Source organism: Lentzea sp. CC55, assembly GCF_021056325.1.
GTDB classification, from domain to species: Bacteria; Actinomycetota; Actinomycetes; order Mycobacteriales; family Pseudonocardiaceae; genus Lentzea; species Lentzea jiangxiensis.
In genome coordinates this window covers 41,854-63,596 of sequence record NZ_JAJCXE010000016.1, presented here as the reverse complement: position 1 = coordinate 63,596, position 21,743 = coordinate 41,854, and the positions used below count along the sequence as shown (strand labels likewise).

At 72.0% G+C, this 21,743-nt stretch carries 15 protein-coding genes; 10 read left to right on the top strand and 5 right to left on the bottom strand.

What is annotated here, in order from left to right; genetic code table 11:
- The 4 genes from L6E10_RS10655 to L6E10_RS10640 all read left to right on the top strand — a co-directional run.
- Positions 1–1,122: family 43 glycosylhydrolase (locus L6E10_RS10655; protein WP_236219250.1), on the top strand; the 1,122-nt coding region annotated here is incomplete at its 5' end.
- A 108-nt stretch (positions 1,123–1,230) separates the two neighbouring features.
- Positions 1,231–4,083 carry a glycoside hydrolase N-terminal domain-containing protein gene (locus L6E10_RS10650; RefSeq protein WP_236219249.1) on the top strand — a complete coding sequence of 951 codons (2,853 nt, stop codon included), beginning with the start codon at positions 1,231–1,233 and terminating at the stop codon, positions 4,081–4,083.
- Positions 4,084–4,166: 83 nt separating this feature from the next.
- Entirely contained in the window at positions 4,167–5,465 is a 1,299-nt protein-coding gene (locus L6E10_RS10645; protein WP_236219247.1) for a ricin-type beta-trefoil lectin domain protein, read from the top strand.
- Between the two features lie 36 nt (positions 5,466–5,501).
- A complete protein-coding gene (locus tag L6E10_RS10640; protein WP_236219245.1) occupies positions 5,502–9,248 on the top strand; it encodes a glycoside hydrolase family 2 TIM barrel-domain containing protein in 3,747 nt (1,248 codons plus the stop codon).
- A gap of 95 nt (positions 9,249–9,343) precedes the next feature.
- On the opposite strand, the gene L6E10_RS10635 is transcribed toward L6E10_RS10640, so the two are convergent.
- The 5 genes from L6E10_RS10635 to L6E10_RS10615 form a co-directional block, all read right to left on the bottom strand.
- Positions 9,344–9,967, bottom strand: coding sequence for a DUF1345 domain-containing protein (locus L6E10_RS10635; protein WP_236219243.1), 624 nt, complete (start codon positions 9,965–9,967; stop codon positions 9,344–9,346).
- A 141-nt stretch (positions 9,968–10,108) separates the two neighbouring features.
- Positions 10,109–10,912 (bottom strand): alpha/beta fold hydrolase, encoded by an 804-nt coding sequence (locus L6E10_RS10630; protein ID WP_236219241.1) that lies wholly within the window; start codon positions 10,910–10,912, stop codon positions 10,109–10,111.
- A gap of 9 nt (positions 10,913–10,921) precedes the next feature.
- A complete protein-coding gene (locus tag L6E10_RS10625) occupies positions 10,922–11,794 on the bottom strand; it encodes an alpha/beta fold hydrolase (protein WP_236219239.1) in 873 nt (290 codons plus the stop codon).
- A 40-nt stretch (positions 11,795–11,834) separates the two neighbouring features.
- Positions 11,835–14,585 carry an AAA family ATPase gene (locus L6E10_RS10620; RefSeq protein WP_236219237.1) on the bottom strand — a complete coding sequence of 917 codons (2,751 nt, stop codon included), beginning with the start codon at positions 14,583–14,585 and terminating at the stop codon, positions 11,835–11,837.
- A gap of 569 nt (positions 14,586–15,154) precedes the next feature.
- Positions 15,155–15,451, bottom strand: coding sequence for a hypothetical protein (locus tag L6E10_RS10615; protein ID WP_236219235.1), 297 nt, complete (start codon positions 15,449–15,451; stop codon positions 15,155–15,157).
- Positions 15,452–15,670: 219 nt separating this feature from the next.
- Here L6E10_RS10615 and L6E10_RS10610 point away from each other — a divergent pair, with 219 nt between their 5' ends.
- Genes L6E10_RS10610 through L6E10_RS10585 form a run of 6 tightly spaced genes read left to right on the top strand, consistent with a single transcriptional unit; the run spans position 15,671 to position 21,743 of the window.
- Positions 15,671–16,921 (top strand): ATP-grasp domain-containing protein, encoded by a 1,251-nt coding sequence (locus tag L6E10_RS10610; protein WP_236219233.1) that lies wholly within the window; start codon positions 15,671–15,673, stop codon positions 16,919–16,921.
- Positions 16,918–17,712: a Rossmann-like domain-containing protein gene (locus tag L6E10_RS10605; protein WP_236219231.1), complete on the top strand. Its 795-nt coding sequence runs from the start codon at positions 16,918–16,920 to the stop codon at positions 17,710–17,712. The genes L6E10_RS10610 and L6E10_RS10605 overlap by 4 nt, the downstream gene beginning before the upstream one ends.
- The gene (locus L6E10_RS10600) at positions 17,709–18,767 is read left to right on the top strand and encodes a PLP-dependent cysteine synthase family protein (RefSeq protein ID WP_374236298.1); all 1,059 of its coding nucleotides are present in this window, start codon (positions 17,709–17,711) and stop codon (positions 18,765–18,767) included. The genes L6E10_RS10605 and L6E10_RS10600 overlap by 4 nt, the downstream gene beginning before the upstream one ends.
- The gene (locus L6E10_RS10595; protein ID WP_236219229.1) at positions 18,764–19,792 is read left to right on the top strand and encodes an enolase C-terminal domain-like protein; all 1,029 of its coding nucleotides are present in this window, start codon (positions 18,764–18,766) and stop codon (positions 19,790–19,792) included. Before L6E10_RS10600 ends, L6E10_RS10595 begins: the two co-directional genes overlap by 4 nt.
- The gene (locus L6E10_RS10590; protein ID WP_236219227.1) at positions 19,789–20,961 is read left to right on the top strand and encodes an MFS transporter; all 1,173 of its coding nucleotides are present in this window, start codon (positions 19,789–19,791) and stop codon (positions 20,959–20,961) included. The genes L6E10_RS10595 and L6E10_RS10590 overlap by 4 nt, the downstream gene beginning before the upstream one ends.
- A complete protein-coding gene (locus L6E10_RS10585) occupies positions 20,958–21,743 on the top strand; it encodes a trans-aconitate 2-methyltransferase (RefSeq protein ID WP_236219225.1) in 786 nt (261 codons plus the stop codon). Before L6E10_RS10590 ends, L6E10_RS10585 begins: the two co-directional genes overlap by 4 nt.

The window sequence follows — 21,743 nt, the reverse complement described above, 5'->3', positions numbered from 1 at the left end:
GACCACGGCTCCCCCATGAACCTCGCGACCTTCAGCTGGGCCAAGCAGGACGCCTGGGCCGGGCAGGCGATCGAGCGCAACGGCAAGTTCTACTGGTACGTCCCCGTCGTCACCAAGGCCACCGGGCGCCCGGCCATCGGCGTCGGCGTCTCCGACAGCCCCACCGGGCCGTTCCGGGACGCGCTCGGCAGGCCACTCGTCGAGAACGGTGAGATCGACCCCACCGTGATGATCGACGACGGCGGTCAGGCCTACCTGTACTGGGGCAACCCGAACCTCTCCTACGTCCGCCTCAACCCCGACATGATCTCCTACAGCGGCGGCATAACCAGGATCCCGCTCACCACCGCGGGCTTCGGCACCCGCACCGGCGACCCCAACCGGCCCACGCTGTACGAGGAAGGCCCCTGGGTCTACAAGCGCAACGGCCTGTACTACAACGTCTTCGCCGCCAAGTGCTGCTCGGAGTTCATCGCCTACTCCACCGCGCCCGGCCCCACCGGACCGTGGACCTACCGCGGCACCGTGATGCCCACGCAGGGCAGCAGCTTCACCAACCACGCCGGCATCATCGACTTCAAGGGCAGCTCGTACTTCTTCTACCACAACGGCGCCCTGCCCGGCGGGGGCGGCTTCACCCGCTCCGTCGCCGTGGAGAAGTTCACCTACAACGCCGACGGCACCATCCCGGCCATCAACATGACCACGGCCGGGCCACCCGCGGCGGACACCCTGAACCCCTACGTCCGCCAGGAGGGCGAGACCATCGCGTGGGGCAGCGGCGTCGAGACCGAACCGTCGAGCGAGGGCGGCCTGAACCTCAGCCACCTCAACAACGGCGACTACGTGAAGCTGAAGAACGTGGCCTTCGGCAACGGGGCCAGGACCTTCACCGCCCGCGTCTCGTCCACCGTCGCGGGAAGCTCCGTCGAGGTCCGCTCCGGCGGCCCGACCGGCGCCCTCGCCGGAACCTGCTCGGTGCCGAACACGGGCGGCTGGCAGACGTGGACCACCGTCTCCTGCGCCGTGAACGGGCTGACCGGCACGCGCGACCTCTACCTGAGGTTCACCGGCGGCGGCAGCTACCTGCTCAACGTGAACTGGTGGCAGTTCAGCGCCTGATCCCCACGAGGAAGACGTCGTGAACTGACCGTCCCCCTCCCCTGCTCCTCGTGGCCGACGACCACCAGGGGTGCTTCAGCGACCGCGAGAAACCTCTGGAGGACCGACATGTCCGACCTGAACCGCCGGCAGCTCATGAAGCTGGGCGCGGGAGTCGTGCTGACGCAGGCGGGGTGGACGGCCACCGGTACCGCCTCGGCGGCACCGGTGGAGGTGCGGGCGGCGAACGACCTCGCGCTCTGGTACGACCGCCCGGCCGGCAGCGACTGGCTGCGCGCGCTGCCGGTGGGCAACGGGCGGCTCGGCGCGATGGTGTTCGGCAACACCGACACCGAACGCCTGCAGCTCAACGAGGACACGGTCTGGGCAGGGGGCCCGCACGACTACAGCAACCCGCGGGGTGCCGGATCGCTGGCGCAGATCCGGCAGCTCGTGTTCTCGAACCAGTGGACGCAGGCGCAGTCGCTGATCGACCAGACGATGCTCGGCAACCCGGCCGGGCAGCTCGCCTACCAGCCGGTCGGCGATCTCAGGCTGGTGCTGCCGTCCGGCACCGCGAGCGGGTACCAGCGCACGCTCGACCTCACGACGGCGACAACCGCCGTCAGCTACGTGGTGAACAACGTGCGCCACCGGCGGGAGGTGTTCGCCAGCGCGCCGGACCAGGTGATCGTCGTGCGCCTGACCGCGGAGACACCGGGGGCGATCTCGTTCACCGCGTCGTTCGGCTCGCCCCAGCGCACCACGACGTCCAGCCCGGACGCCACGACGATCGCGCTGGACGGGATCTCCGGCACCCAGCGGGGAATCGCGGGCACCGTGCGGTTCCTGGCACTGGCCAGGGCGGTGGCGGAGGGTGGCACCGTCACCAGCTCGGCGGGGACGGTGCGGGTGAGCGGCGCCTCCGCGGTGACCCTGCTGATCTCCATCGGCACCAGCTACGTCGACTTCCGCACGGTCAACGGCGACTACCAGGGCATCGCCCGCAGCCGCCTGAACGCCGCGCAGGGCCTCTCCTTCGACACCCTCCGATCCCGGCACGTCGCCGACCACCAGGCGTTGTTCGGGCGCGTGACGCTCGACCTGGGGCGGACGGCGGCGGCCGACCAGCCGACCGACGTCCGGATCGCCCGGCACGCCGGCACGACCGACCCGCAGTTCGCCGCGCTGCTCTTCCAGTACGGCCGCTACCTGCTGATCTCGTCGTCGCGGCCCGGCACGCAACCGGCGAACCTGCAGGGCATCTGGAACGACCAGATGGCGCCGTCGTGGGACTCGAAGTACACCATCAACGCCAACCTGCCGATGAACTACTGGCCGGCGGACACCACCAACCTCGGCGAGTGCCTGCAGCCCGTCTTCCGCATGGTCAACGACCTGACGACCACCGGCGCCCGCACCGCCCAGGTGCAGTACGGCGCACGGGGCTGGGTCACCCACCACAACACCGACGCCTGGCGCGGTGCCTCGGTCGTCGACTTCGCCGCGGCGGGCATGTGGCAGACGGGCGGCGCGTGGCTCTCCACGCTGATCTGGGACCACTACCGCTTCACCGGTGACGTGGACTTCCTGCGCACGTACTACCCGGCGCTCAAGGGGTGCTCGCAGTTCTTCCTCGACACCCTCGTCACCGAGCCGACCCTCGGCCACCTCGTCACCAACCCGTCCAACTCACCGGAGCTCAACCACCACGCCAACGCCTCGGTGTGCGCCGGGCCCACGATGGACATGCAGATCCTGCGCGACCTGTTCGACGGCTGCGCCGCCGCGTCCGAGGTTCTCGGCGTCGACACCGACTTCCGCGCGCAGGTCCGCGCGGCCAGGCAGCGGCTGGCGCCGACGCGGGTGGGCTCGCGCGGCAACGTGATGGAGTGGCTGTACGACTGGGTCGAGACCGAGCCGAACCACCGGCACGTGTCGCACCTCTACGGCCTGCACCCGAGCAACCAGATCACCAAGCGCGGCACCCCACAGCTGCACACCGCCGCGCGTCGCACGCTCGAGCTGCGCGGTGACGCGGGCACCGGGTGGTCGCTCGCCTGGAAGATCAACTTCTGGGCGCGGCTGGAAGAGGGTGCGCGGGCGCACGACCTGCTGCGCTCCCTGGTGACGACCGACCGCCTCGCGCCCAACATGTTCGACCTGCACCCGCCGTTCCAGATCGACGGCAACTTCGGCGCGACCTCCGGCATCGCGGAAATGCTGCTGCACAGCCACAACGGCGAGCTGCACGTGCTCCCCGCCCTGCCGCCGGCCTGGCCCGCGGGCAGCGTCTCGGGCCTGCGCGGGCGCGGCGGCTACACGGTCGGCGCGACCTGGGCGGCCGACGGCGCTGTCACGCTGTCCGTCGCCGCGGACCGGGACGGCGCGGTCCGCGTCCGCAACCGGATCTTCACCGGCACGTTCGAGCTGCGCGACACGACCACCGGTGCCGCGGTCCAGGCCGTGAAACCCGAAGCCGACGTCGTGCAGTTCACCGTCCAACATGGACACGTCTACAGCGCGACCGGCAGGGGCACCGGCTCGGGGCCCGTGGTGCAGCCGGGAGTGCCCTACCGGCTCGTCGCACGGCACAGCGGGAAGTACGCCGACATCAGCGGCGTGTCCACGGCACCCGGCGCGCTGTTGCAGCAGTGGTCCCCGACCGGCGGGCTCAACCAGCAGTTCGACTTCCTCGACTCCGGCGGCGGGCACTACCGCGTCCGGGCCCGGCACAGCGGCCTGGTGCTCCAGGTCGCGGGCACGGCCGCGGGCGCCGACGTCACCCAGCAGACCGACACCGGCGCCACGTCCCAGCAGTGGCGGGTGACCGACCAGGGCGGCGGGGTGATCAGCCTGGTCAACCGGTGGAGCGGCCTCGCCCTCGACGTGTGGCAGGCGTCGGCCACCGACGGTGCGCGGATCTCCCAGTGGAACCCCAGCGGGGCCGAGAACCAGCGGTTCCAGCTCCAGCCGGCGTGACGAACCGGAGGAACGGCGATGTCCCAGCAGCACAGCGAGCTCACACCTGCCTCAGCCGCCTGACCACCACGGGAGTGAAACCCATGCGACGAAACACCATCCAACGACGAGCGTGGTCGCTGATCGCGGCGGCCGCGCTGGTCCTCTCCGGCTCCGGCGCCGGTGCCACCCACGCACAGGCGGAGACACCGGCCGGGCAGACCGCGCTCGCGGGCACCGCCGGCTGCGGCAAGGCCCCCACGCTGCGCAACGGCGCCCACACCATCCAGAGCGGCGGCAAGAACCGGTCGTTCGTCCTGAGCATCCCGGACAACTACGACAACACCCGCCAGTACCGGCTGGTTTTCGGGTTCCACTGGCTCGGCGGCACGGCGAACCAGGTCGCGGGCGGCGGCAGCGACGGCGACGTCTACGCCCACTACGGCCTGCGCAGGCTGGCGAACAACTCGGCGATCTTCGTCGCGCCGCAGGGGCTGAACAACGGCTGGGGCAACTCCGGCGGCGAGGACGTCAGGTTCGTCGACGACATGCTCAGCCGGATCGAGAACGACCTCTGCGTCGACACGACGCAGCGCTTCTCGCTCGGCTTCAGCTACGGCGGCGCGATGAGCATCTCACTCGCCTGCTCCCGCCCGGCGGTGTTCCGCGCCATCGCCGCCATCGCCTCGCCGGGTGAGATCAGCGGGTGCGCCGGCGGCACCGCGCCCGTGGCGTACATGGGCATCCACGGCATCAGCGACAACATCGGGTCTGGGCGCGGCCAGCGCGACCGCTGGGTCCGCAACAACGGCTGCACGCCGCAGAACGCCCCGGAACCAGCGCGGGGCAGCAACACGCACATCACCACCACCTACTCCGGTTGCCGCACCGGCTACCCGGTGGTGTGGGCCCCGTTCGACGGCGGCCACCAGCAGGGACCGGTGGACGGCTGCGCGGGCTGTGAGAGCGGTGCCCGCAGCTGGGTCAAGAACGAGGTGTGGAAGTTCTTCACCGGCGACACGAACCCAGGCCCCACCTCGTTCCGGTTGCGCGGCGAGTCCTCCGGCCGCTGCCTCGACGTGTCCGGGGCGGGCACGGCCAACGGCACCCAGCTGATCACCTGGGACTGCCACACGAGCGCCAACCAGCAGTTCACCCAGAACGGTCAGGCGCTGCAGGTCACCGGCAAGTGCCTCGACGCGCCCACCGGCGCCGGTTCCGGCACCAGGGTGCAGATCTGGGACTGCCACGGCGGCGCCAACCAGAGCTGGAACCTCGGCGCCGGCACAGCCGTGAACGTCCAAACAGGACTCTGCCTGACCGCCGGCGGCACGGGCAACGGCGCGGCCGTCACCCTGGCCACCTGCCGGGGCACCGCCGACCAGCGCTGGGCCAAGGCCTGACGTCACCCGCTGCCGCACCGACCGCCAGGAGAAGACGTGTCCAACGCACCGGACGAGCATCCACCGGCACACCCCCACCCGATCCGCAGGCGCACCCTCCTCGGTGGCGGTCTGGCGGCGTTCGCCGCACCCGCGCTGACCGGTCCCGCCGCCGCGGCGGCCGGAACCCCGGTGACGGCCGGGGAGGTCACGGCGGCGGCGTGGCCCGATCCGCCCAACGGCTACCCCGAGTGGAACAACAACATCGGGATCTTCCAGGTCAACTCCCAGCCCGCGCACGCCACCCTCATGCCGTACGCCGATCTGCAGCAGGCGCTGGCGGCCGACCGCTCGGCCTCGCCGTTCCGCCTCGACCTGACCGGGACGTGGAAGTTCAAACACGTCACCAAACCCGCCGACCGAGACCTGAACTTCTGGCGGACCGACGTCGACGACAGCGGCTGGGCGAGCCTCCCGGTGCCCGCCAACTGGCAGTTGCACGGCTACGACAACCCGATCTACGTCAACTTCACCTACCCGTGGTGGGGCGGCAACGGCCAGAACGAGAACGCGCAGCCGCCGTTCGCGCCGCAGCGGGTCAACGCGGTCGGCCAGTACCGCCGGACCTTCACGCTGCCCGCCGCGTGGCAGGGCCGCCGGGTCCTGATCCACTTCGAGGGCGTCAAGGCCGGGTTCTACCTGTGGGTGAACGGCACGAAGGTCGGGTACCGCGAGGGCTCCTACACGCCGTCGGAGTTCGACATCACCGACCAGGTGCGCCCCGGGTCGAACCTGCTCGCCGTCGAGGTGTTCCGGTACCCGGACGGGGACTGGCTGGAGGACCAGGACATGATCCGGCTGTCCGGGATCTTCCGGCCGGTCTTCCTCTACTCGCTGCCGCCCGTGCACCTGCGCGACTTCACGATCACCACGCCGTTGCGGGACAACTACACCAATGCCGACCTCGGCGTGGCCGTGGTCCTCCGCAACAGCGGCGGGCAGCAGACGGGGACGTTCACGGTCGAAACCCAGCTGTACGAGCGGAACGGGCAACCGGTGTGGGCGGAACCGCTGCGCACGCCGGTGAGCTCGCCCCCGTCCGGCCAGGAGGCCACCGGCCGCGGCTCGAAAGCGGTGCAGGGACCGAGGCTCTGGTCGGCCGAGCACCCGAACCTCTACACCGCCGTGCTCTCGTTGAAGAACCCCGCGGGCGCGGTGGTCCAGACGGTGTCGGCCAGGGTCGGCTTCCGCGAGTTCGCGCTCAGGGACGGGCTCATGCGGATCAACGGCCGGCCGGTGTCGTTGCGCGGCACCAACAGGCACGAGATGCACCCGGACCGCGGTGCCGCGCTGACCCGTGCCGACATGGTCCGCGACATCACCGTGATGAAGCAGCTCAACATCAACTCGGTCCGCACGTCGCACTACCCGAACGACACGCTGTGGTACGACCTGGCCGACGAGTACGGGCTCTACGTGCTCGACGAGGCCAACCTCGAGACCCACGGGATCCGGGACAACTACCCCGCGTCGAGGTCGGACTGGACCTCGAACGTGCTCGACCGGGCCGCGCAGATGGTGCACCGCGACAAGAACCACCCGTCGGTGATCATGTGGTCGCTCGGCAACGAGGCCGGTGGCGGCAGCAACTTCGTCGCGATGCGCGACTGGATCCGCGCGGCCGACCCGACCCGGATCATCCAGTACGAGGGCGACAACCGGCCCCAGGTCAGCGACATCCGGTCCGCGATGTACGAAAGCCCCGCCGCGGTGCAGAACCGCGCGCGGAACACCTCGGACACCCGGCCGTACGTCATGATCGAGTACACCCACAGCATGGGCAACTCCACCGGCAACCTCAAGGAGTACTGGGACGTCATCCGCGCCCATCCCGTCCTGCAGGGCGGCTGGATCTGGGACTTCGCCGACCAGGCGCTCACCTGGAGGACCTCGACCGGCGTCACGTACCTGGCCTACGGCGGCGACTGGGGCGACAACCCGAACGACGGCGCCTTCTGCGGGGACGGCATCGTGATGGCCGACCGGCGGATCACCGGCAAGGCCGTCGAGGTCAAGCAGGTCTACCAGGCGATCAACGTGACCGCCGGCAGCTCCTTCGACACCGTCCGGATCACCAACGAGCACCTTTTCACCAACGTCGGCGAGTTCGTCGCCGACTGGGCGCTGGTCGCCGACGGCACGGTGATCCAAAGTGGACAGCTCACCGCGGCGCAGGCCGACATCGCACCGCTGTCCACCAAGACGGTGCAGCTGCCGGTCCAGCGTCCCGCCAACCCGGCACCGGGCGAGGAGCACTTCCTGCAGCTGTCGTTCAAGCTGCGGGCCGCGACCCCGTGGGCCGGCGCCGGTTTCGAGGTGGCCAAGCAACAGCTGCCGGTCGCCCTCGGCAGCCCGCCGGTCGTGCCGGTACCGGTGACGTCCGTGCCGGTGCTGACCGCCACCGAGACCGGTGACCGCATCACCGTCACCGGACAGGACTTCGCCGTCACCATCGCGAAGGCCACCGGCGTGATCACCTCCTACGACGCGATGGGCATGCGGTTGCTGACCTCCGGGCCGGTGCCCAACTTCTGGCGGGCGCCGACCGACAACGACGTCGGCAACGGCCACCCGAGCCGCAACGCCACCTGGCGCCACGCGGGCGCGAACCGCACGGTGAACCGCGTGGCGCTCGACCGGCCCTCCGACCGCGAAGTGCGGATCACCGTGAGCGGCACCCTGCCGACCAGCACGGTGTCGACGTTCACGATGACGTACACGGTCTACGGCAACGGCGAGATCAAGGTCGACAACACCCTGCACCCCGGATCGTCGACCCTGCCCTACATCCCCGAGGTGGGCACGATGCTGTTCCTGCCGGGTGAGCTCTCCCGGTTGCGCTACTACGGGCGGGGCCCGTACGAGAACCAGTGGGACCGCAAGACCGGCTCGGACGTCGGCGTGTACTCCTCGACCGTGGCCGAGCAGTGGACCGGCTACCTCCGGCCGCAGGAGAACGGCAACAAGACCGACGTCCGCTGGGTCGCCCTGGTCAACGGCAGCGGCCGCGGCCTGCTCGCGTGCGGCGACCAGCCGCTGGAGGTGAACGCGTCCCACTTCACCCCGGAGGACCTCTCGAAGGGCGTCCGGCACGACTACCAGCTGTCCCGGCGGCAGGACGTGGTGCTGCGGCTGAACCTGCGCCAGACCGGTGTCGGGGGCAACGACAGCTGGGGCGCGCACCCGCTCGACACCTACAAGCTGTTCCCCAACCGGGACTACACCTACACGTACCGGTTGAAGCCGTTGGCCGATCTCGGCCAAGCACTGGCGCTGGCCCGCAGACCGGTCGGCAGCGCGGGCGGCGGCACCGGTCCGGTGCAGACCGGTGTGGACTACCGGCTCGTCGCCCAGCACAGCGGCAAGCTGGTGGACATCAACGGCGGTTCCACCGCGGCGGGTGCCACCGCGATCCAGTGGTCCGCCACGGGTGGGCTGAACCAGGTGTTCGACTTCCTCGACGCCGGCGGCGGCCACTACCGGATCCGCGCGCGGCACAGCGGTCTCGTGCTCCAGGTCGCGAGTTCCGGCAGCGGTGCCGACATCACCCAGCAGCCCGACACCGGCTCGGCCGCCCAGCAGTGGCGGGTGGTCGACCACGGGCTGGGCGTGGTGGGCTTCGTCAACCGGCAGAGCGGGCTCGCCGTGGACGTCTGGGAGCAGTCGACGGCCGACGGTGCCCGGATCTCCCAGTGGGCGGCGGGATCCGGCCTCAACCAGCGGTTCGCGCTCCAGCGGCTGTGAGCCGGTCTTCGGGTGGGATGGACGCTCACGCATCCGTGAGCGTCCATGCCACGGTCACACAGGTTCAAGGCGCGGCCGTGTGACCACCGGTGTGCTCAGCCGCTGATCACGCCGATGGCGATGCCGAGCATCGCGGTGTTGTAGATGAACGAGAGCACGCCGTGCGCGAGGACCCGCAGTCGCATCCTGGAGGTGCGCGACTCGACGTCGGAGACCGCGAACGTGGTGCCGACGGTGAACGAGAAGTAGGCGAAGTCGATGAAGGTCGGGTGCTCGGTGCCGGGGAACACCAGCACCTTCTCGGGCAGGGCGCTGTAGTAGGCCTGCGCGTAGCGGTCGGCGTAGCCGAAGTGCAGGATCGCCCACGCCAGCAGCACGGCGAGCACACCCACGGCCTTGCCGAGCACCGCCGCCTGGGTGCCGTCCTCGATGAGCACGATGGTCAGGCCGGACGTGATCCCGACGAGGCTGGTGAACAGGGTGAACAGGGTGCCGCTGCGGCGGCCCAGCGCGGTCTTGACCCACGCGCCCCGGTCGTCGCCCGCCCGCTTGCTGCGGCTGAGGCGGATGACGCGGATCGCGAGGTAGACGACGGCGATGAGGTCCCACAACGCGATCCACCTGGTGTCGTCCACCTCCGCGAAGAAGATGGGGATGCCGAGCAGGGCGAGCGTGCCCTCCAGGATCCGGGACAGCACGATTGACAGCTTGAAGCGCATGACCTTCCTCGGTCGGGATAGCAGGGTTGGTCGGCGGGCGACGCGCACGGCCGGGCGCTCCCACCGGCACAGGGGGAAAGACGCCGCGGCTTGCCGGCCGCCCGGCCCCGTGACCGCGAGGTCGCGGGGCCGGGAGAGGGGTCAGCCCGCGGCGCGGCGGACGAGGTCGACGACCGCGTTCGGGTGCGAGACCGCCACGGCGTGCGACGCTCCCTCGACGGTCGTGGTGGCGCGTGAACCCGCCCGGGCGGCCATGAACTCCTGCGCCCGCAGGGGGATGTTCTTGTCGGCACCGGCCAGCAGGAACCACGAGGGGATGCCCGCCCAGGCCGGCGTGCCCGACGCCTCGTTCAGGGCGGCGTCCCGGATGGGGCGCTGGGTGGCGGCCATCAGGGCGGTCTGCCGCGCCGGGACGTCGGCCGCGAACTGCTGCCGGAAGAGCGAGGCCTTGATGTAGAGGTCCGTCGAGCCGTCGGGCAGCGGGACGGGTGCCAGCGTCTCCCCCAGTGTGCTGCCGGGGTACTTCGCGGCGAGCTGTGCCGCGGCCTCACCTCCGGCGGGGGCGAAGGCGGCCACGTACACCAGCGCCTTGACCTTCGGGGAACGTGCCTTCACGTTGGTGATGACGGCACCGCCGTAGGAGTGGCCGACGAGCACCACGGGCCCGTCGACGGCAGCCAGACGCGCGTCGAGCGCCTCGGCGTCGGAGGCGACTCCGCGCAGGGGGTTGGCCACGGCGATGGCGGTGAAGCCCTTGCGCTGCAACCGTTCGATGACGGGGTTCCAGCTCGCGCCGTCGGCGAAGGCGCCGTGGACGAGGACGATCGTGGGCTTCTGCCCCGCCGGCGGGTGGGCCACCGCGTTCGAGATGCCGAACAGGGCGAGGCCCGAGGCGGCGACGAGCACGGCCAGCAGAGCGGTGAAGCGGTGCGTGAATCTGTGCATTTGCGGGTCTCAGTCCGTGAGGAAGGCGAGCAGGGCGGCGTTGACCTCGGCCGCGTGCGTGAGCAGCAGGCCGTGGGGAGCGCCGTCGATCTCGACGTAGCGCGCGCCGGGCAGGCGGCGGCGGAACTCGCGGGCGGTGGCGTCGATCGGCAGGATGCGGTCGGCGGTGCCGTGCAGGATGAGCGACGGCACGTCGATGCGCTCCACGTCGGCCCGGAAGTCCGTCAGCCACGCCGGGACGCACGCGTACGCCGCCACCGGCGCCGAGGCGATGGCGGTGGCCCAGTTCGCCCGGAGCGCGGCCTCGCTCAGACGGGAGCCGAGCGTCTCGTCGGTGTTGAAGAAGTCGACGAAGAAGTTCTCGTACCAGGCGTAGCGGTCGGCCTCGGCCTGCGCGGCGATGCCGTCGAACACCGACTGCGGCACGCCGGCGGGGTTGTCGTCGGTCTGCAGCAGGAACGGCTGGAGCGCGCCGAGGAAGGCCGCCTTCGCCACCCGCTGCGAGCCGTAGGTGCCGAGGTAGCGGGCGACCTCGCCCGAGCCCATCGAGAAGCCGACGAGCACGACGTCGCTCAGGTCGAGCTGCGTCAGGACCTTGTCGAGGTCACCGGCGAAGGTGTCGTAGTCGTAGCCCGTCATGGTCTTGCTCGACCGGCCGAAGCCCCGGCGGTCGTAGGTGATGACGCGGTAGCCGGCCTTGACCAGCGCGTCGGTCTGCTTCTCCCACGACTGGCCGTCGAGCGGGTAGCCGTGGATCAGGACGACCGGCTGGCCCGAGCCGTGGTCCTCGTAGTACAGCTCGACGTCGGTCGAACCCTCGGTGCCGACGGTGATGGTTCCCATGGTGCCTTCCCGCCCGTCCGCCGTGTGCGAACCGGGCATGGCACGAAACCTAGGCAGCGGGCGGGTCCTGCCGCGTCCGTCAGCCGACGTCTTCGACGTACGTAGTCGTGCCGCGCAGCACCGCGCCGAGCTCGCCGCGGGAGGTCACGCCCAGCTTGGGGAACATGCGTTGCAGGTGCGTGCTCACCGTCCTGGGCGACACGTACAGCCGCTCGCCGATCTCCCGGTTGGTCAGCCCCTGCGCGGCGAGCTGGGCGACGTGCAGCTCGGTCGAGGTGAGCCGGTCGACGGCGACCGGGTCCTGCCGGGGCGAGGACGTGCCCGCCGCGCGCAGCTCCTGACGTGCCCGCTGCGACCAGGCCGAGGCGCCGAGCGCGTCGAAGACCTCGCACGCGGCCTGCAGCACGACGCGGGACTCCGCGGGCCGCCGGTGCCGCCGCAGCCACGCGCCCAGGGCGAGGTGCACCCGCGCCCGCTCGAACGGCCAGTCGACGGGGACGGCGCCGAGGGCCTCCCGGTACAGCCGCTCGGCGGTGTCCGGCGGGCTGAGCAGGGCACGGCCGAGGCGCAGCCCGCAGAGCAGGGCGGGTGAGGGGGTCTGCTCCGCGAGCGGGGCGAGTGCGCGCAGGACGTCCCGCGCCACTTCGGCGGACTCGCTGCGCACCGCCGCCTCGACCAGTTCGGCGACCCCGTAGAAGCGCAGCCAGGGGTGGAAGGCGGGATCGGCCGGCTCGAAGACGCGGAGCAGGTGCCCGAAGGCGTCGCCGTAGCGGCCCTGGCAGAGGGCTTCCTGTCCGCGGGCCATCTGCACGATGGCCAGCGCCGGGCGCGCACCGCCGGGCAGCGCGGTGCGTTCCGCCTCCGCTGCCCACTCCTGTGCGCGCGGATCACCGCAGACGGCGGCGACCTGTGCGCGGATGGCGTGCACCATGGCGTGCACGAGGGGCTGCCCGGTCTCGCGGGCCAGCTCGCCCGCCTCCTCGGCGGCGAGCTGAGCGGCACGCACGTCAGCGAGCCGCGCGGCGCCGCCCGCTTGGACGCACAGCGCTCTGGCGAGCATCGACAACCGGCCCCGTGCCCGCAGGGCGTCGAGCGACCTCGTGGCCAGCCGGCTCGCCAGGGCGGGAGCGCCCATCATCACCGCGGCACTGCCCAGGAGCTGGTCCCAGTCGGCGTCCTCGGACCACCGGTCCAGCTGATCGGCCAGGGACTCCAGGGCGGCCCGTCCGCGCTCGACCGGCGCGCAGTACGCCCGCAGTGCCACCACGCCGGCGTTGTGCGCGTCCACGGGCATCCGCTCGGCGGCGGCGGCGATCCGCCGGCGGGCGGCCGGTCCCGGCTCGCCCCAGAAGCAGTGCAGGACCGCTCCCCACAGCATGCGCAGGCCCAGTGCGGGCTCACCACTGGCGGCGACCTCCACGGCCAGCTCCGCCAGCTCGGCGGTCGCGGTGCCCTCGCCCTGCGCCGAACCCTCGACCAGGACGATGTCGACCCAGGCCGCGCGGCCCCGGTTCCGCACCGAGAGGTCGTGCGAGCGCGCCTGGACCAGCAGGTGGGACGCGGCCTCGCACTGGCCCGACTCCAGGGCGAGCTCGGCCGCGCGCAGCAGCCGGTCCGCACGCGCCGAGGGGTCCGCGGTCAGCTCAGCCGCCCGCCGCAGCGCGGCGAGGGCCGCGGCGACACCACCGCGCCGCAGAGCCCGGTCGGCGGTGCGGACCAGGTCCCGCGCCGCGTTCTCGTCGGGACCGGCGGTGGCGGCCGCGCGGTGCCACGCCCGCCGATCGGGCTGCCCCTCGAGCTGCGAGGTGAGAGCGGCGTGCGCGGCCTGCCGTTCCGCGGCGGTCGCCGCGTGGTGCAGCGCCGAACGGACCAGCGGGTGCCGGAACACCATCCCCCACGGCTCCAGCAGACCGGCGTCCACCGCCGGCTCGACAGCGGCGACGTCGACCGCCTTCCCGAGCATCCGGCCGGCGGCGGCGAGGCACTCGTCCATCGTGCCGTCGCCGTTGAGGGCGGCGAGGAGCAGAACCGCCCGCGTGTCCGCCGGAAGACGGGACACCCGCGCCGTGAAGGTCCGCTCGAGCCGCTCGGTCAGCGGCAGCGGCCCCGGGGTGAGCGCGTACGCCCCACCGACCGACCGCAGCGCGACCGGCAGCTCGGTCAACGCCAGCGGGTTCCCGGCCGCCTCCGCCAGCAGCCGCCGCCGGACCTGCTGCCCCAGGCCGGGGGCCACCGAGTCCAGCAGCTCCCCCGACACCTCGTCCGTCAGCGGGTCCAGGTGCAGCACCGGCAGCCCGGCACCGGACAGCCGGTCGTCGAGCCAGCGGGTGACGGCGACCAGCGCGAGGGGGTCGGACTCGATCCTCCGCGCGACGAACCCGAGCACGTCGAGGCTCGCCCGGTCGATCCAGTGGGCGTCCTCGACGACCACCAGCAACGGCGCCTTCACCGCCGCGTCCGACAACAGGGTCAGCGCCGCGAGGCCGACGAGGTAGAGGTCCGGCACGGTCTCGTCGGCGAGCCCGACGGCGGCGCGCAGCGCGGCGCGTTGCGGTGCGGGCAGGTCGTCGATCCCGTCTCGCAGCTGGTGCACCAGCTGGTGCAGGCCGGCGCAGGGCACGTGCTCCTCCGACTGCACCCCCACCGCCGTGACCACCCGCGTCCCGCGCTCCGCGGCCCGCGCCGCCGCCTCGGCGACCAGCGCCGACTTGCCGATCCCGGGCGAGCCGAGGACGACCACCGCGCCTCCCGACCCGGAGGCGGCCTGTTCGACGAGGGCAGCCAGCACACGGCGCTCGGTCTCACGACCCAGCAGGGCCCGTCGTTGCATGCAGAACTCTCTCTTCTCCACCGCCACCTGCCGCGCCCAGGACACGCAGAACCGGCTGATCCCCGCGTGACTCGCACGAGCCGGCCGGGGCCGGACAAGGGATGCGGGCCGCACAACGGCACGCGTGCCGCCTTGGCGAAAACCGGGGCTCCAGTGCCTGCGGGCCGTATTGGAGCACATCCGGAACCCCGGCCGAAACCGAGACCGTCCACGCCGGACCACCTCGGGGAGGAAGGGGCGACAGCGCCGACGGCGATGGCGAAGACGTCGCCGTCCGCAACGGTGCGCCCGTCGGCGAGAGTCGGCGTGAGGCCGGTGAAGCACACGGCCACGCGACCCCGTCCGTCCACTGCGGACACCCGGACGCCGACGTCGCCGGAGATGTCCTTCGGGCCCAAGGACTCGGTGTTCCAGCCCGCCCGGACGATGCCGGGGATTCGCGGGATGCCGCTTCCGGGCCGGCGGTCACGCCGAGTGCGTTGCACTACCTGGTCGCCAGCCCCTGATCAGCGATGGACGCCGTGGCCGCGCCCCACGCGCAACCGCGCGAGACGCGACCACGCCGTAGATCAGTGTTCGTCGTAGTGCCCGTCGTGGACGGCGTGGCGGTGACCGTCGTGCACGTAGTCGACGTGATCGCCGTGCGGAACGGCCACGTGGCCGCAGCCCTCGCCGTGGTCGTGCCCGTGGTCCGAGTGCGACTGGTGATCGCCGGGTTCGCACTCGTCGACGTGTCCGTCGTGCTCCCGGTGGAGGTGGCCGTCGTGCGCGTAGTCGACGTGATCACCGTGCGGGACGGCCACATGGCCGCACCCGTCGCCGTGAGCGTGGCCGTGGTCGGCGTGTTCGAGGTGTGCCGCGGTCATGATCGGCCTGCCTTTCGATGTCCAGGCCTTCGCTTCACCCGGACGTCCTAGCTCCGTCACTGAACGCAACAAACATTAGCCAGCGTGCATGAATGGCGCACCTCGAACACTCACCCGTCCGGCGCAGCCACTTCCCCGAGAGGCGGTAGTGACCACAGATCGACAATGATTACCATGTTCCTCAATTCCGCCGCGGGGTCGCGGCGGGGAGGAGGACTTGTGGCTCACCTGTTGATGATCGAGAGCTGGGTCGGCGCGATGAGCTCGCTGCTGCCCAGGGCGATCAACGAGTCAGGGCACCGCTTCACCTTCATGACCCGCGATCTGCACCACTACCTGCGCTCCGCCCCCGCGCACCCGCATCCGCTGCTGGCCGCCGACAACGTGCTCACCGCGGACACCAACGACGTGCCCGCCCTGCTCGACCACGTCGAGCGCCTGCACGCGGTGCTGCGCTTCGACGGCGTGATCTCCTCGTGCGACTACTACCTCCCCGCCACCGCGCGCGTCGCCGCGCACCTGGGCCTGCCCGGCCCCGACCCGGAGGCGGTGGAACGGGCCTGCCGCAAGGACCTCACCCGCACCGCGTTGGGTGCGGCCGGCGTACCGGGTCCGCGCTTCGCCCTCGCCGACGACTGGCCGGCACTCGCGAAGGCGGCGGCGGAACTGGGTTATCCCCTGGTGGTCAAACCGGTCGACCTGTGCGCCGGGATGTACGTGCGCAAGGTGACCGGCGAGTCGGAGCTGCGCGAGGCGTTCGCCGCGATGGAGGCCTTCCCGGTCAACGCGCGCAACCAGCCCAGGGTGCGGACCGTGCTGGTGGAGGAGCTCCTGACCGGCCCCGAGGTGAGCGTCGAAACGATCACCGTGGACGGCACCACGCACGTCGTCGGCGTCACCGACAAAAGCGTCGCCGGTGATCCGTGGTTCGTGGAGAGCGGGCACATGTTCCCCGCCGACCTGCCCACCGGCGACGCCGAGGCCGTCGCCGTCGCGGCCGTCGAAGCCCTGGGCCTGGACCGCTGTGTCGCGCACACCGAGGTCAAGCTGACACCCGACGGTCCCCGGATCGTCGAGGTCAACCCGCGCCCCGCGGGCAACCGGATCACGGAGCTGGTCCGGCGGGTCGCCGGCATCGACCTGCCCGCCGCCTACGCCCAGCTGGCCGTGGGCGAACGACCGGACCCGCGTCCCGCGGACACCGGTGTGCGCAGCGCCGCGATCTCCTTCCTCCTGCCACCGCGCTCCGGCCTGGTGTCCGCGGTCCGCGGCGTGGAGGTGCTCGACGCCGCGCCCGAGGTCGTGGACTGGACCGTCAAGGGGCCCGGTCACCGCGCGGGTGACCCGACCAGCAACAACAGCTACCTCGGCCACGTCGTCGTGACCGACCCGGCCGGTCTCGGCGCGCGGGCCCGCGCCGAGCAGCTCGTCGGCGGTCTGACGGTCGACTACGCCGAGGTGCCCGCGTGACCCTCGCCGAACTCGCCGAACTCGTCCGGGGTGGCGGGCTGGGTCCTGATCCCGCGTCGTGCGCCGTGAGCGTCGGGTTCACGACCCGGCAGGGCGCCCGGCACGCCACGCGCGGGCAGTCCTACCGCAACACCGTCGTCAGCCTCCGCGTGGAAGACGCGGTCGGCTCCTGCGCGGTGGAGCACGTCGTCGACGACGACGTGCACGGCTGCGTCGGTTCGACCGTGCTCGAGCTGCTCGACCACCCCAGTCCCGCGATCCGCACCGCCGCGCTCGACGCCTACCTGGCGCACGCCCGGCCGCACCACCTGTCCGCCACCAAGTCGATCTCCGTCGGCCCCGGCAGCTCCCTGGCCAAGTCCCTGGCCCGCGCCGAGGCCGTGATCGACCTCCTGGACCCGGCGCCGGGTGACCGGGTGCTGGTGGTCGGCGTGGTCAACTCGCTGCTGCACCACCTGCGCGAACGAGGCGCGACCTACGTGGCGTGCGACCTCAAGGGCGGCAGGACCGAATGGGACGAGCCGGTCACCACCGAGGCGGAGAGCGCGCTCGACGGCTGCACCCTCGTGCTCGCGTCGGGGATGACGGTCGGCAACGGCACGTTCGAACCGCTGCTGCGGCTCGCCGTCGCGGCAGGTACACCGATGGTGTTGTTCGCGCAGACGGCCGCCGCGGTGTTGCCGTGGTTCATCGGCAGCGGCGTGCGCGCCGTCTCGGCTGAGCCGTACCCGTTCTTCTGGCTCGACGGCGGTCCCACGACGATCCACCACTACACGGAGCGCCCGTCGTGATCCTCCCGCGCCAGAACCGGCACCTGCTCGACCTGCTCGGCCAGAGCCCGGTCACCCGCATCACCACGCCGCTGCCCCACCGGCACGGCGGGTTCTGGGCCAAGCTGGAGTGCCTCAGCGCCGGCGGCATGAAAGCCCGGCCCGCGGTGTCGATGCTGCGTGCCGCTCGTGACCGCGGCGAGCTGCGCCCCGGCGCGGTGGTCGTCGAGTCCACCAGCGGCACCCTCGGTCTCGGTCTCGCGTTCGCCTGCCAGGTCTTCGGCCACCCGGTCGTCCTGGTGGTGGACAGCGAGCTGGAACCGTCGATGCGGGCTCTGCTGCGGGCGCACGGGGCCCGGCTGGAGGTGGTCGACCGGCCGCACCCCGTGGGCGGCTGGCAGCAGGCGCGCCTGGACCGGCTCCAGGCCGTGCTGCGCGAGTTCCCCGACGCCTACTGGCCCGACCAGTACAACAACCCGGACAACCCGGCGGGCTACGCCGGGCTGGCCAGGGAGCTCGTGGAGCAGATCGATCCCGTCGACGTCCTGGTCTGCAGCGTGGGCACCGGCGGGCACAGCGCCGGTGTCGTCCGGGAACTGCGCCGGTACCGGCCGGGTGTGCGGCTGATCGGCGTGGACACCATCGGCTCCACGATCTTCGGCCAGCCCGCGCGCGCCAGGGTGATGCGCGGGCTGGGCAGCAGCATCCACCCCCGCAACGTCGCCTACGCCGAGTTCGACGAGGTCCACTGGCTCGGCCCGGTCGAGGTGGTGGACGCGTGCCGCCGGCTCGCCCGCGACGCCTTCGTCACCGGTGGCTGGAGCAGCGGCGCCGTCGCCCTGGTCGCCGCGTGGGCGGCCAGGGTCGAGCCCGGCGCCGTGGTGGCGACGATCTTCCCCGACGGGCCGCACCGCTACCTCGGCACGATCTTCGACGACGACTTCTGCACCGCCCGCGGCCTGCTCGGGACGGCCGCCGACCGGCCGGTGGAGATCGGTGACCCGCTCCGGGTGGAGGCGACGGGCTGGACGCGCTGCCGGTCGGTCGCCGCGCCGAGGGCCGTGGTGCTCGCATGAGGATCGGGTGGGAGGTCTACGGCCTCGAACTGGGAACGCCCCTGCGCATCTCCAGGTCCGTCATGGCACGACGCGACGCCGTGCGGGTCGTCCTGGAGCACGACGGGCGGCACGGCCACGGCGAAGTGGTGACCAGCACCTACTACCGGCTCGACGTCGAGGGGATCGTGCGCTGGCTGGACCGGCTGGGGCCGGTTCTCGCCGACGCCGGCGCACCGGACGCCGCCCTCGACGTCCTGCACGCCGACGAGACGGTTCCCGCCGGCGTGCGGGCCGCGGTCGACGCGGCGTTGCACGACCTGATCGGCCTGCGTCAGGACGTGCCGGCGCACGTGCTCGTCGGAACCCGGGACTGGCGGGCCACTCCGACCGCCTGCACGATCGGCATCACCACGCCGGACGACGCCGCCGCTCGGGCGTCGGCGCTGCGCGAGCGCGGGTTCTCCCTGCTCAAGGTCAAGGTGGGAGCCGATCCGGAGCGGGACGTGGCCAGCGTGGTCGCGGTCCGGGCCGCCGCACCGCAGGCCCGGCTGGTGCTCGACCCCAACGGCGGCTGGACCCCGGACGAGACGGTGCGCGTCGTGGAACGCCTCGGCGCCGCCGGTGTCGTGCTCGACGCGGTCGAGCAGCCGATCCCTCCCGGCACCCCGGACGCACTGGCCTGGATCCACGAACGGTGCCCGGCACCCCTGATCGCCGACGAGGACGCCGCCACGGCCGCCGACGTCCGCGAGCTCGCGGGCGCGGTGGACGGCGTCAACATCAAGCTCGCCAAGTGCGGCGGCCTCGTGCCGGCGCTGGACATCGTCTCGGCCGCCCGCGAGGGCGGGCTGGACGTGATGCTCGGCTGCCTGGTCGCCAGCTCGCTCGGCATCGCGCCCGCCGTCCACCTCGCGGGGCACGCCCGGTGGGCCGACCTGGACGGGCACCTGCTGCTCGCCGCGGATCCGTGGTCGGGCATCGGCGGTGAGGACGGCGTCCTCCGGCTCTCCGGGGCGCCGGGGCTGGGCGTGGTGCGGCGATGAGCCGGTTCGCACTTCCGGTGCGGCTGCTGCTGGTCAACCAGTTCGCCGTCAACACCGGCTTCTACCTGCTCATCCCCTACCTCGCCACGCACCTGGGCAGCCTCGGCATGTCCGCCGCGGTGATCGGCGTCGTCCTCGGTGTCCGGACGCTGAGCCAGCAGGGTCTGTTCCTGGTGGGCGGAACCGCGTCGGACCGGCTCGGCCCGCGCACGACCATCCTGGTCGGCTGCGGTCTGCGCGCGGTGGGCTTCGGGTTGTTCGCCATCGGCGAGTCGCTCGCGGTGGTGCTGGCCGCCTCCGTCCTCAGCGGACTGGCCGGAGCGCTGTTCAACCCCGCGGTGCGCGCGTACATCGCTTTGGAGGCGGGCAAAGCACGCACCGAGGCGTTCGCCCGGTTCAACGTCTACGCCCAGGCGGGCGCGCTGTGCGGGCCGGTGCTCGGCAGTGTGTTGCTGCTGTGGGACTTCCGGGTCTGCGCCGTGGTGGCGGCCGGGATCTTCGCGGCGCTGACCGTCGCCCAAGCCGTCGTGCTGCCCGCGCGGGCGGCCACGCGCAAGGGCGGGTCGATCCTCGGCGACTGGCGCGAGTGCCTGACGAACCGCCGGTTCGTCGCGTTCACCTGCGTGCTCAGCGGGATGTTCGTGCTGCAGAACCAGCTGTACCTGCTGCTGCCGATCCAGGCGCAGAAGGCCACCGGCTGGGCGGGCGTGGTCGCCGTGCTGTTCATCGCGTCCACGGTCGTCACCCTGCTGTTCCAGGTCCGCATCACCCGCCTCGTCTCCGACCGCGCGCGGGGTCCCGTGATCGCCGCCGGTCTCGCCGTCACGGGTGCGGGTTTCGCTGCTCCCGCGCTGTGGTCCGGCCTCGCGCCGGTGCTGGTGGCCACGCTCGCACTCGCCGTCGGCGTGATGATCGCGCATCCGCTGGTCTACGACCTGATCCCGTCGTTCGGCCCCGACAGCCTCGCCGGCACGCACTTCGGCGTGTTCTACCTCGGCTCCGGACTGGCGGCCGCCCTCGGCAACACCGCGATCGGGTGGGTGAGCGGGTTCGGCGACCGGCTCGCATCGCTGCTGTGCGTCGCGATCGGACTCATCAGCGCCGCAGGGGTGGCCTGGCTGCACCGGCGCGGCGCGCTCACCCCGCGGCAGCAGGAGGTCGCTCGATGAACCTGCTCACCGACAATCCCGAGCTGTACGAGCACCAGTTCCCCGACCCGGAGCACGTCGCCGCCAGGTTCGTGCACGACGTGGTGACCCGCTTCGGCGGCGGGCAGGACCTGCTCGACATCGGCTGCGGCACCGGTCGCGATGCGGGATGGCTGGCCCGCCACGGTTATCGCGTCGCCGGCCTCGACAGCTCCGAGAACATGCTCGCGCACGTCCGCGAGCACCACCCGGCGGTCGACGTGGCGCTGGCGGACATGCGGTCCTTCGACCTCGGCCGCAGCTTCGACGTCATCACCTGCCTCGACAGCGCGATGCTGTACTGCCACACCAACGCCGATCTCACCGCGTTCCTGCGACGGTGCCGCGAGCACCTGGTACCAGGCGGGTTGTTCGTCGCGGAGATGCGCAACGGCGCGTTCTTCCTGGGCAACACCGAACTCCTCGACGGCGTGCGCACCCGTTCGGTCACGTGGCGGGGCACCGAGTACACCTCGCACACCGAGCTGTGGATCGACCACGCCGGCCAGTTGCTACGACGCCGGCGCACCTGGGACTGGGCGGACCGCTCCGAACCGCTGGTGCAGCGGTCGGCCTGGCGGCTGCTCTTCCCCCAGGAGCTGCGGCACCTGCTCGACCTCGCCGGGTTCGAGGTGCTCGCGCTGTTCGACTCCCCCGGCCCGCGCACCGACCACCCCTGGACCGCCGACGCCGCGTTGAGCGGCGCGCTGTCCGGTGACCGCCTCCACGTCGTGGCCCGCCTCCGCCGAGACGGGTGCCAGTGA

Bases quoted from the DNA above. Each gene is read 5' to 3' on its own strand.
- L6E10_RS10650 (WP_236219249.1), top strand. From the start codon at position 1,231: ATGTCCGACCTGAACCGCCGGCAGCTCATGAAGCTGGGCGCGGGAGTC.
- L6E10_RS10645 (WP_236219247.1), top strand. From the start codon at position 4,167: ATGCGACGAAACACCATCCAACGACGAGCGTGGTCGCTGATCGCGGCG.
- L6E10_RS10635 (WP_236219243.1), bottom strand. From the start codon at position 9,967: ATGCGCTTCAAGCTGTCAATCGTGCTGTCCCGGATCCTGGAGGGCACG.
- L6E10_RS10630 (WP_236219241.1), bottom strand. From the start codon at position 10,912: ATGCACAGATTCACGCACCGCTTCACCGCTCTGCTGGCCGTGCTCGTC.
- L6E10_RS10625 (WP_236219239.1), bottom strand. From the start codon at position 11,794: ATGCCCGGTTCGCACACGGCGGACGGGCGGGAAGGCACCATGGGAACC.
- L6E10_RS10620 (WP_236219237.1), bottom strand. From the start codon at position 14,585: ATGCAACGACGGGCCCTGCTGGGTCGTGAGACCGAGCGCCGTGTGCTG.
- L6E10_RS10615 (WP_236219235.1), bottom strand. From the start codon at position 15,451: ATGACCGCGGCACACCTCGAACACGCCGACCACGGCCACGCTCACGGC.
- L6E10_RS10595 (WP_236219229.1), top strand. From the start codon at position 18,764: ATGAGGATCGGGTGGGAGGTCTACGGCCTCGAACTGGGAACGCCCCTG.
- L6E10_RS10590 (WP_236219227.1), top strand. From the start codon at position 19,789: ATGAGCCGGTTCGCACTTCCGGTGCGGCTGCTGCTGGTCAACCAGTTC.
- L6E10_RS10585 (WP_236219225.1), top strand. From the start codon at position 20,958: ATGAACCTGCTCACCGACAATCCCGAGCTGTACGAGCACCAGTTCCCC.